The 9,480-nt window shown below is 64.4% G+C and carries 6 protein-coding genes; 5 read left to right on the forward strand and 1 reads right to left on the reverse strand.

What is annotated here, in order from left to right; translation table 11 throughout:
- Window positions 1–8 precede the first annotated feature (8 nt).
- Complete coding sequence (gene trxB / locus RA210_RS10505) at window positions 9–956, reverse strand: thioredoxin-disulfide reductase (protein ID WP_201486393.1); 948 nt, start codon at window positions 954–956, stop codon at window positions 9–11.
- A 257-nt stretch (window positions 957–1,213) separates the two neighbouring features.
- On the opposite strand from trxB, the gene RA210_RS10510 reads away from it, so the two are divergent.
- The 5 genes from RA210_RS10510 (at window position 1,214) to cysG (ending at window position 8,897) form a co-directional block, all read left to right on the forward strand.
- On the forward strand, window positions 1,214–3,829 hold the full coding sequence (locus RA210_RS10510; RefSeq protein ID WP_201486394.1) for a DNA translocase FtsK: 2,616 nt from the start codon (window positions 1,214–1,216) through the stop codon (window positions 3,827–3,829).
- A gap of 10 nt (window positions 3,830–3,839) precedes the next feature.
- On the forward strand, window positions 3,840–4,472 hold the full coding sequence (gene lolA / locus RA210_RS10515) for an outer membrane lipoprotein chaperone LolA (protein WP_201486395.1): 633 nt from the start codon (window positions 3,840–3,842) through the stop codon (window positions 4,470–4,472).
- A 9-nt stretch (window positions 4,473–4,481) separates the two neighbouring features.
- Window positions 4,482–5,807 (forward strand): replication-associated recombination protein A, encoded by a 1,326-nt coding sequence (locus RA210_RS10520; RefSeq protein WP_201486396.1) that lies wholly within the window; start codon window positions 4,482–4,484, stop codon window positions 5,805–5,807.
- A gap of 293 nt (window positions 5,808–6,100) precedes the next feature.
- Window positions 6,101–7,381 (forward strand): serine--tRNA ligase, encoded by a 1,281-nt coding sequence (gene serS / locus RA210_RS10525; protein WP_136488903.1) that lies wholly within the window; start codon window positions 6,101–6,103, stop codon window positions 7,379–7,381.
- A 124-nt stretch (window positions 7,382–7,505) separates the two neighbouring features.
- A complete protein-coding gene (gene cysG, locus RA210_RS10530) occupies window positions 7,506–8,897 on the forward strand; it encodes a siroheme synthase CysG (RefSeq protein ID WP_201486397.1) in 1,392 nt (463 codons plus the stop codon).
- Window positions 8,898–9,480 lie beyond the last annotated feature (583 nt).

The raw sequence follows: 9,480 nt of genomic DNA on the forward strand, positions 1-9,480 counted from the left end.
GCTGCGCCTTACTGGTCGAGATAGCGTTCGGCGTCGAGGGCTGCCATGCAGCCGGCGCCGGCCGAGGTGATGGCCTGGCGGTAGATGTGGTCGGCAACGTCGCCGGCGGCGAACACACCCTCGATGCTGGTGGCGGTGGCGTTGCCTTCGCTGCCGCCCTTGACCTTGAGGTAACCGTCGCGCATCTCCAGCTGATCGGCGAACAGCTCGGTGTTGGGCTTGTGGCCGATGGCGATGAACACGCCGGTGAGCGGCAGTTCGCTGCTGGCGCCGCTGTTCACGTCGCTGATGCGTACCCCGGTCACGCCGCTGGCATCGCCGAGGACCTCGTCGAGGGTGTGGTTCCAATGCAGGCGAATGTTGCCGTTGGCGGCCTTCTCGAGCAGCTTGTCCTGCAGGATCTTCTCGGCGCGCAGCTTGTCGCGGCGGTGGATCAGGTGGACTTCGCGGGCGATGTTGGAGAGGTAGAGGGCCTCCTCGACCGCGGTGTTGCCGCCGCCGATCACGCAGACCACCTGGTTGCGATAGAAGAAGCCGTCGCAGGTGGCGCAGGCGGATACGCCGCGGCCCATGAAGGCTTCCTCGGAGGGCAGGCCGAGGTATTGCGCCGAGGCGCCGGTGGCGATGATCAGGGCGTCACAGGTATAGGTTCCACTGTCGCCCTTGAGGACGAAGGGGCGCTGCTGCAACTCGGCGGTGTGGATGTGGTCGTAGACGATGTCGGTAGCGAAGCGCTCGGCGTGCTCGCGCATGCGCTCCATCAGCGCCGGGCCGGTCAGCCCCTCGACATCGCCGGGCCAGTTGTCGACTTCGGTGGTGGTGGTCAGCTGGCCGCCGGCCTGCAGGCCAGTGATCAGCGTCGGCTTGAGGTTGGCGCGGGCAGCGTACACCGCAGCGGTGTAGCCGGCCGGGCCGGAGCCGAGGATGACCAGCCGCGAATGTTTCGATTCACTCATAAAACACCCTATAAGTCTTTGTCACGAAAGAGAATGCGTGCTCCAATTGAGCTTAAGTGCCGCTACTGTCCAGCATGCTACACCGGGTGGGCTGGGGCGGCAAAATCTGCTGTTCCCGGCGATGAGCCGGCAGGTCGGCCCTGGCGCCAGGGCGGCTTGGCTGCCTGCATGGCATCCGCCGGGTAAAGTCTTACAATAGGCAGTGTGCTGGCTGTCTACCGTTTCGAGCGCCGGGCGCGTGCAGGAATCCCTACGTTTTGAAGAGCTCCGCGAATACCGTCAAAGCCAACCCATGGCGTCAACAGTTGCACTACCGCCTCAAGGAGGGTGCGCTGATCGCGCTGGGCGCCCTGTGCATCTATTTCTGGATGGCACTGCTGACCTATTCCCCAATGGATCCCGGGGTCGATGTCTCCACCAGCGTTGGTCAGGTGCAGAACGCCGCTGGGCGGGTGGGCGCCTGGCTCGCCAGCTTCTTCCTGTTCGTCCTCGGCTACGCGGCCTACCTGCTGCCCCTGTTGATGGTGATCAAGGTCATCGACCTGTTCCGTAGCCGCCACCAACCCTTTCACTGGAACGGCTGGCTGTTCTCCTGGCGGATCATCGGTCTGTTCTTCCTGCTGCTGTCCACTTCTGCGCTGGCGACGATCCAGTTCCAGTCGCTGGGGGTGAATCCGCAGGCGCCGGCCGGGGGCATCCTGGGGCAGAGCCTGGGCGAGTGGGGTGAGGATGCACTCAACGTCCAGGGCAGTACCCTGCTGTTCATCGCCTTGTTTCTCTTTGGACTGACCGTGTTCACCGATCTTTCCTGGTTCCGGGTCATGGACCTGACCGGCAAGATCACCCTCGACCTGCTCGAGCTGATCCAGGGGGCGGCGGGACGCTGGTGGAGTGCCCGCCAGAGCCATCGTGAGCTGCGGCTGAAGCTGCGCGAAGCCGAGCAGGCGCCGCCGGCTCCGCCGACCTCCCGGCGTGCCCGGGTCGCGGTCGCCGCCCCGCTTGCCAAGGCAGCGGCCTCCGCCGCCGAGCCCGTGGCACCGCTGGAGCGCCCGCTGGCAGCGAGCGAGCGCATCGAGCCGGTCGTCGGCCTCTCGGCGCTCGATCTCGATGATGAGCCCGAGCTGGAGCTTGCCCCTCTGGCCCTGGACGACAATGAGGGGCGGGGTCTGCCCAAGCTCCCTGCCGTTCCGGCAGAGTCCGAGATGCTGGACGAGGCGGACTCGCTGCAACTGCCGGAGGATGTCTTCGACGTGCCCGCCCCGGTTGCGGTGCAGCAGCCGGTGTCGCCTCGCCTCGCCGAGGCCCCGAGCGCGGCTCCCCGTCGCCCGGTCGAGCCGCCCAGGCCGGTAGCCCATTATGTCGACGAGGCGGTAGCCGGTACCCTGCCGCCGCTGAGCCTGCTCGACCCTGCGCAGGCCAAGCCCAACAGTTTCTCGCCCGAGGCGCTGGAGTCGATGTCGCGCCTGCTGGAGATGAAGCTCAAGGAGTTCGGCGTCGAGGTCCAGGTCGTCGCCGCCTATCCGGGGCCCGTGATCACCCGCTTCGAGATCCAGCCGGCACCGGGCATCAAGGTCAGCCGCATCACCAACCTGGCCAAGGACCTGGCGCGTTCGCTGGCGGTGATCAGCGTGCGGGTGGTCGAGGTGATCCCTGGCAAGACCACCGTGGGCGTCGAGATTCCCAACGAGAACCGGCAGATCGTGCGCTTCTCCGAGGTGCTGTCCACGCCGGAGTACGAGGGTGCCAGCTCGCCGGTGACCATCGCGCTCGGCCATGACATCGGCGGCCGGCCGGTGACCGCGGACCTGGCGAAGATGCCGCACCTGCTGGTGGCCGGCACCACCGGCTCGGGCAAGTCGGTGGGGGTCAACGCCATGCTGCTGTCGATCCTCTACAAGTCGACACCCGAGCAGGTGCGCCTGATCATGATCGACCCGAAGATGCTCGAATTGTCGATCTACGAGGGCATCCCGCACTTGCTCTGCCCGGTAGTCACCGACATGAAGGAGGCGGCCAACGCCCTGCGCTGGAGCGTGGCGGAGATGGATCGGCGCTACCGGCTGATGGCCGCCATGGGCGTGCGCAACCTGGCCGGCTTCAACCGCAAGATCAAGGATGCCGAGGAGGCGGGCACGCCGCTGACCGATCCGCTGTTCCGCCGTGAAAGCCCCGACGACCAGCCGCCGCTGCTGCAGGCGCTGCCGACCATCGTGGTGGTGGTCGACGAGTTCGCCGACATGATGATGATCGTCGGCAAGAAGGTCGAGGAACTGATCGCACGCATCGCCCAGAAGGCGCGGGCGGCCGGTATCCACCTGATCCTCGCCACCCAGCGTCCGTCGGTGGATGTGATCACCGGCCTGATCAAGGCCAACATTCCGACGCGCATCGCCTTCCAGGTGTCGAGCAAGATCGACTCGCGCACCATCCTCGACCAGGGGGGGGCCGAGCAACTGCTTGGCCATGGTGACATGCTCTACCTGCCGCCCGGCACGGGCCTGCCGGTGCGCGTGCACGGGGCCTTCGTTTCCGACGACGAGGTGCACCGCACCGTGGATGCATGGAAGCAGCGCGGGGCGCCGGATTACATCGAGGACATCCTTGCGGGCGCCGAAGAGGGCGCCGGCGGCTCCTACGACTCGACCGGCGGCGAAGGCGGCGAGGGCAGCGAGGAGGATCCGCTGTACGACGAGGCGGTGCGCTTCGTCACCGAGAGTCGCCGCGCCTCGATTTCCGCCGTGCAGCGCAAGCTGAAGATCGGCTATAACCGCGCCGCCCGCATGATCGAGGCGATGGAAATGGCCGGCGTGGTTACTCCCATGAATACCAACGGCTCCCGCGACGTGATCGCGCCGGCGCCGATCCGAGACTGAGCGAGGCTCTATGCGTCTGATTCGAGTGTTGTTACTGGCTGTCCTGACTCTGGGTGGTGCCACCGTCCATGCCCAGGACGATGCCAGGTCGGTACAGCGGCTGACCGAGCTGCTCGGCCAGGCGCAGACCCTGACCGGTCGCTTCTCTCAGCTGACTCTGGACGGCTCCGGCACCCAGCTGCAGGAGGCCAGTGGCGAGATGAGTCTCAAGCGTCCTGGCCTGCTGCGGTGGCATACCGATGCCCCCATGGAGCAGTTGCTGGTGTCCAATGGGGAGAAAGTCTGGCTGTACGATCCGGACCTGCAGCAGGTGACCATCCAGGCTCTCGACCAGCGCATGACCCATACCCCGGCGCTGCTGCTGTCCGGTGATGTGTCGAAGATTCGCGAGAACTTCACCATCAGCCACAAGGAGGGTGGCAGCGTGGTCGACTTCATCCTCAAGCCCAAGGCCAAGGACACCCTGTTCGATACCCTGCGCCTGTCGTTCCGCAATGGCGTGATCAACGACATGCAACTGATCGACAGCATCGGTCAGCGCACCAACATCCTGTTCCTCGGCGTGAAATTGAACCAGCCTCTGGCGGACAGCCAGTTCACCTTTAAGGTGCCCGAGGGCGCCGACGTGATCGAGGAGCAGTAGGGTTCCGTCATGGACCTGTTCGATCGTCCCCCGGTTGCCCAGCCGTTGGCCGCGCGCATGCGTCCGACCAGTCTGGACGAGTATGTCGGCCAGGAGCATGTGCTGGGGCGCGGCAAGCCGCTGCGCGAGGCGCTGGAGCAGGGCGCGCTGCACTCGATGATCTTCTGGGGGCCACCCGGGGTGGGCAAGACCACTCTGGCGCGCCTGCTGGCGCAGGTCGGCGATGCCCATTTCGAGACCATTTCCGCCGTGCTGGCCGGAGTCAGGGAAATCCGCCAGGCAGTGGAGGTGGCGAAGCAGCAGGCTGCTCAGTATGGGCGGCGCAGCATCCTGTTCGTCGATGAGGTGCACCGCTTCAACAAGGCGCAGCAGGATGCCTTCCTGCCCTTCGTAGAGGATGGCACGCTGATCTTCATCGGCGCGACCACCGAGAACCCATCGTTCGAGCTGAATAACGCGCTGCTGTCGCGGGCTCGTGTCTATGTGCTGAAGAGTCTCGACGAGGCGGCTCTGCGCCAGATGCTCGCTCGGGCACTGAGCGAGGAAAGAGGGCTCGGAGCTCGCCACCTGCGCGTCAGCGAGGAAGCCGTCGGCCTGCTGCTGGCGGCTGCCGACGGCGATGGCCGGCGCCTGCTCAACCTGCTGGAGAATGCTGCTGATCTGGTCGAGGATGGCGAGGAGATCGGTGCCGGGCTGCTGGAGAGCCTGCTCGGTGACAGCCGTCGCCGCTTCGACAAGGGTGGCGAAGCTTTCTACGACCAGATCAGTGCCCTGCACAAGTCGGTGCGCGGATCGAGCCCGGATGCAGCGCTCTACTGGTTTGCGCGCATGCTCGACGGTGGCTGCGATCCCCTGTATCTGGCGCGCCGGGTGGTGCGCATGGCCAGCGAGGACATCGGCAACGCCGATCCGCGTGCGCTGAGCCTGTGCCTGGCCGCCTGGGACGTGCAGGAGCGCCTGGGCAGCCCCGAGGGCGAGCTTGCCGTTGCCCAGGCCATCGTCTATCTCGCCTGCGCGCCGAAGAGCAATGCGGTGTACATGGGACTCAAGGCGGCCAAGCGGGATGTCGCTGCGCATGGCTCGCTGGAGGTGCCGCTGCACCTGCGCAATGCACCGACCAAGCTGATGAAGAACTTCGGCTACGGCGACGAGTACCGCTACGCCCATGACGAGCCGGAGGCGTACGCTGCTGGCGAAGACTATTTCCCCGAGGCGCTGGAGCCTGAGCCCTACTATCAGCCGGTGCCGCGCGGGCTCGAGCTGAAGATCCGCGAGAAGCTGGCGCATCTGGCCGAGCTGGATCGACGCAGCCCGCGACGGCGGAGGAAGCCATGATCCTCGCGGTGCTCGCTGGCGTCGTCACCGGCAGCCTGCTGACTCAAGTCGTCTCCAGGAGTGGCGGCCCCCAGCGTTGCCACACCCTTGCTGGGCCGCTCGGGCGTTGAGTGGTGCTGGGAGCGGCTGCCGACAAAAGTGTGGCAGGCTGCCCGCTGGTGCCCGTCAGCGGGTAAACTCTCGTTCCGATCATCCGCACCAGGCTGCGATAGGCAGCGCAGCAGGGGCGATAGCAGCAGACCGCTGCACGACTACCTTCATCATTTGACTGCTTCGACTGAAGAGAATTCTCCATGCTCGACTCCAAACTGGTTCGTGGCCAGCCGCAGGAAGTGGCCCAGCGTCTGGCGACCCGCGGCTTCCAACTGGACGTGGCGCGCCTTGAGGCGCTGGAAAGCCGCCGCAAGGAAACCCAGACCCGCACCGAACAGCTGCAGGCCGAGCGCAATGCCCGCTCCAAGAGCATCGGTCAGGCCAAGCAGCGCGGAGAGGACATCGCTCCGCTGATGGCCGACGTCGAGCGCATGGGGGCTGAGCTGGGCGCAGGCAAGCAGGAGTTGGACGCGATCCAGGCCGAGCTGGATGCATTGCTGCTGACCATTCCCAACCTGCCGCACGAATCGGTGCCGGTTGGCGCTGGCGAGGATGAGAACGTCGAGGTGAGTCGCTGGGGCGTCCCGCGTGAGTTCGATTTCGAGGTCAAGGACCACGTGGCTCTCGGTGAGCAGCACGGCTGGCTCGACTTCGAAACTGCAGCCAAGCTTTCCGGCGCCCGCTTCGCGCTGATGCGTGGCCCGATCGCCCGTTTGCACCGTGCTCTGGCCCAGTTCATGCTCAACCTGCACACTGGCGAGCATGGCTACGAGGAGGCTTACACGCCCTACTTGGTGCAGGCGCCGGCGCTGCAGGGGACCGGTCAGCTTCCGAAGTTCGAGGAAGACCTGTTCAAGATCAGTCGCCCGGGGGAGGCCGACTTCTACCTGATTCCCACCGCCGAAGTGTCGCTGACCAACATCGTCTCCGGCGAGATCCTCGATGCCAAGCAGTTGCCGCTGAAGCTGGTCGCCCATACCCCCTGTTTCCGCAGCGAGGCCGGAGCTTCCGGTCGCGACACGCGTGGCATGATTCGCCAGCACCAGTTCGACAAGGTCGAGCTGGTGCATGTGGTCGAGCCGGAAAAGTCCTTCGAGGCCCTGGAAGAGTTGACCAGCCATGCCGAGAAGGTCCTGCAACTGCTCGGGCTGCCTTATCGCAAGCTGGCGCTGTGCACCGGAGACATGGGCTTCGGTGCGACCAAGACCTACGATCTGGAGGTTTGGGTGCCGAGTCAGGGCAAGTATCGCGAAATCTCCTCCTGCTCCAATTGCGGCGACTTCCAGGCCCGCCGCATGCAGGCGCGCTGGCGCAATCCGGCTACCGGCAAGCCCGAGCTGGTACACACCCTCAATGGCTCCGGCCTGGCTGTCGGTCGCACCCTGGTGGCCGTGTTGGAGAACTACCAGCAGGCCGATGGCAGCATCCGGGTGCCGGAAGTGCTCAGGTCGTACATGGGCGGGCTCGAGATGATCGGCTGAACGCCGTCGTGCTGCCGGTGGCCTCTCGAGGCTCCCGGTAGCTCTTCCCTGTGGGGCGCAATACGGGCCGGCACTCTCGATTGTCGGCCTTTCCATTTGTTCTGCACCTGTCGTGAGGCTGCCCATGGACTTCCTTCCCTTGTTTCACAATCTGCGTGGTCGCCTGGTGCTGGTGGTCGGTGGCGGAGAGGTCGCTCTACGCAAGGCGCGCCTGCTGACTGAGGCCGGCGCCCGCTTGCGGGTGGTCGCGCCTCAGGTCGAGGAGCAGCTGTGCAGCCTGGTCGAAAAGGGGGCGGGTGAGTTGCTGCTGCGTGGATATGCAAGCGCCGATCTCTCGGGCTGTGTGCTGGTTGTCGCGGCCACCGATGACGACCAGCTCAATGCGCGAGTCTCGCGCGAGGCCGGGGAGCGGGGGGTGCCGGTCAATGTGGTGGACGCTCCGGCGCTGTGCAGCGTGATCTTCCCGGCCATCGTCGATCGATCGCCGCTGATGGTGGCGGTGTCCAGCGGTGGCGATGCGCCAGTGCTGACGCGACTGGTGCGCGCTCGGCTGGAAACCCTGATTCCGGCAGCCTATGGCCGTCTTGCAGGGCTGGCTCGCAAGTTTCGCGGAGCTGTGAAGCAGCGTTTTGCCGATGTGCGGCAACGTCGGGTGTTCTGGGAAGAGGTGTTCCAGGGAGTCATTGCCGAGCAGGTATTGGCCGGGCGTGATGCGGATGCCGAGCGCCTGCTGGTCGACAAGCTGGCCGGCAGTAGCGATCGCGAACTGGGTGAGGTCTATCTGGTGGGGGCCGGCCCGGGAGATCCTGACCTGCTGACCTTTCGGGCATTGCGGCTGATGCAGCAGGCTGATGTCGTGCTCTACGATCGCTTGGTCGCTCCTGCGATCATCGATATGTGTCGCCGCGATGCCGAACGGATCTATGTTGGCAAGAAGCGTAGCGAACATGCGCTTCCACAGGAGCAGATCAATCGTCGACTGGTCGATCTGGCTAAACAGGGCAAGCGCGTGCTGCGGCTCAAGGGAGGGGATCCGTTCATCTTCGGCAGGGGTGGTGAGGAGATCGAGGAACTGGCGGCTGAGGGGATTCCCTTCCAGGTCGTTCCGGGAGTCACCGCCGCTGCTGGTTGCGCTGCCTATGCCGGAATTCCCCTGACTCATCGCGACTGCGCCCAATCGGTGCGCTTTGTTACCGGGCACCTGAAAGACGGCAGTTGCAACCTGCCGTGGCGCGATCTGGTGGCTCCGGGGCAGACCTTGGTCTTCTATATGGGTCTGGTGGGGCTGCCGGTTATCTGCAGGGAGCTGATCAACCACGGTCGAGCTGCCGACACCCCGGCTGCGCTGGTGCAGCAGGGCACAACCCCTCAGCAGCGAGTGTTTACGGGCACCTTGGCCGATTTGCCTCAGCTGGTTGCCGAGCACGAGGTGCATGCACCGACCTTGGTGATCGTCGGTGAGGTAGTTCTCTTGCGTGAAAAACTGGCGTGGTTCGAAGGGGTAGCTCAGCGGTAACCCGGAAAGTTGCAAAACAAGCATTGACGTCGCCGCCGATGTCTCTATAATGCGCCCCACTTCCAGCGGCAAGCTGATCGAAAAGCCTTGTAAATCAAGTGCTTGGATAGGGTGGTGGTGGAAGTGCAGGGCGGTTTCCCTGTGGCGTCTTCGGCCTCCGGGTTGAAGGCGGGTTGTTCGGAGGTGTTGACAGTGGCTCTGGTTGCTGTATGATTCATCTCCCTCGCTTCGGTGGTCGAGTTCTTCGCTGAAGCGCAAGCGGTTGATTCGGAAAGAAAATTTTCGAAAAACGCTTGACAGATTGAAAGGCTGCTGTAGAATGCGCGGCCTCGATTGAGGCGAAGCGGAAACGCTGAGTGAATCGATCGAAACGCTCTTTAACAAGTTGAATCAAGCAATTCGTGTGGGTGCTTGTGAGGCAAGACTGACAGTCGCAAGATTATCAGCATCACAAGTAACACTCGTGAATTCGAGAGTTTTTTGCGATTGCTGAGCCAAGTTTAGGGTTTTCTCAAAACCCGAATTGATTTGAACTGAAGAGTTTGATCATGGCTCAGATTGAACGCTGGCGGCAGGCCTAACA

The sequence above is a fragment of the Pseudomonas sp. OF001 genome, assembly GCF_904426495.1.
Taxonomy (GTDB): Bacteria; Pseudomonadota; Gammaproteobacteria; order Pseudomonadales; family Pseudomonadaceae; genus Geopseudomonas.